The following is a 721-nucleotide window of genomic DNA, read 5'->3' on the forward strand; positions in this document are numbered from 1 at the left end:
CCATGGCTAAGGCAAAGTTTGAACGTAATAAACCACACGTTAACATCGGTACCATTGGTCACGTTGACCACGGCAAAACCACGTTGACCGCGGCGATCACCAAGTACTTCGGCGACTTCCGCGCCTATGACCAGATTGACGGCGCGCCCGAAGAAAAAGCACGCGGCATCACCATCTCGACCGCACACGTTGAGTATGAGACCGAAGGCCGTCACTACGCCCACGTCGACTGCCCAGGCCACGCTGACTATGTGAAAAACATGATCACCGGTGCGGCGCAGATGGACGGCGCGATCCTGGTTGTGAACGCTGCTGATGGCCCCATGCCACAGACCCGCGAGCACATCCTGCTGGGCCGTCAGGTCGGCATCCCCGCCATGGTTGTCTACATGAACAAAGTAGACCAGGTGGACGATGAAGAGCTGCTGGAACTGGTTGAAATGGAAATCCGCGAACTGCTGTCTTCCTACGACTACCCAGGCGACGACATCCCTGTGATCCCCGGTTCCGCTCTGGCGGCGATGGAAGGCCGTGACGAGAACATCGGCGAGAACTCCATCCGCAAGCTGATGGAAGAAGTCGACAACTACATCCCGACACCAGAGCGCGCTGTTGACCAGCCGTTCCTGATGCCTGTGGAAGACGTCTTCTCGATCTCCGGTCGTGGTACAGTTGTGACCGGCCGTGTTGAGCGTGGCGTGATCAACGTTGGCGACGAAAT

1 protein-coding gene is annotated in these 721 nt (G+C 57.7%); it reads left to right on the forward strand.

Annotation, left to right across the window (positions count from 1 at the left end; all coding sequences use genetic code 11):
- Positions 1-2: 2 nt before the first annotated feature.
- Positions 3-721, forward strand: a 719-nt coding sequence (locus B4F27_RS12605; protein WP_286759846.1) for a GTP-binding protein, incomplete at its 3' end; no start/stop codon positions are given.

Origin of the sequence: Sulfitobacter sp. UBA1132, from assembly GCF_002311545.1 — a bacterium.
GTDB classification, from domain to species: Bacteria; Pseudomonadota; Alphaproteobacteria; order Rhodobacterales; family Rhodobacteraceae; genus Sulfitobacter; species Sulfitobacter pontiacus.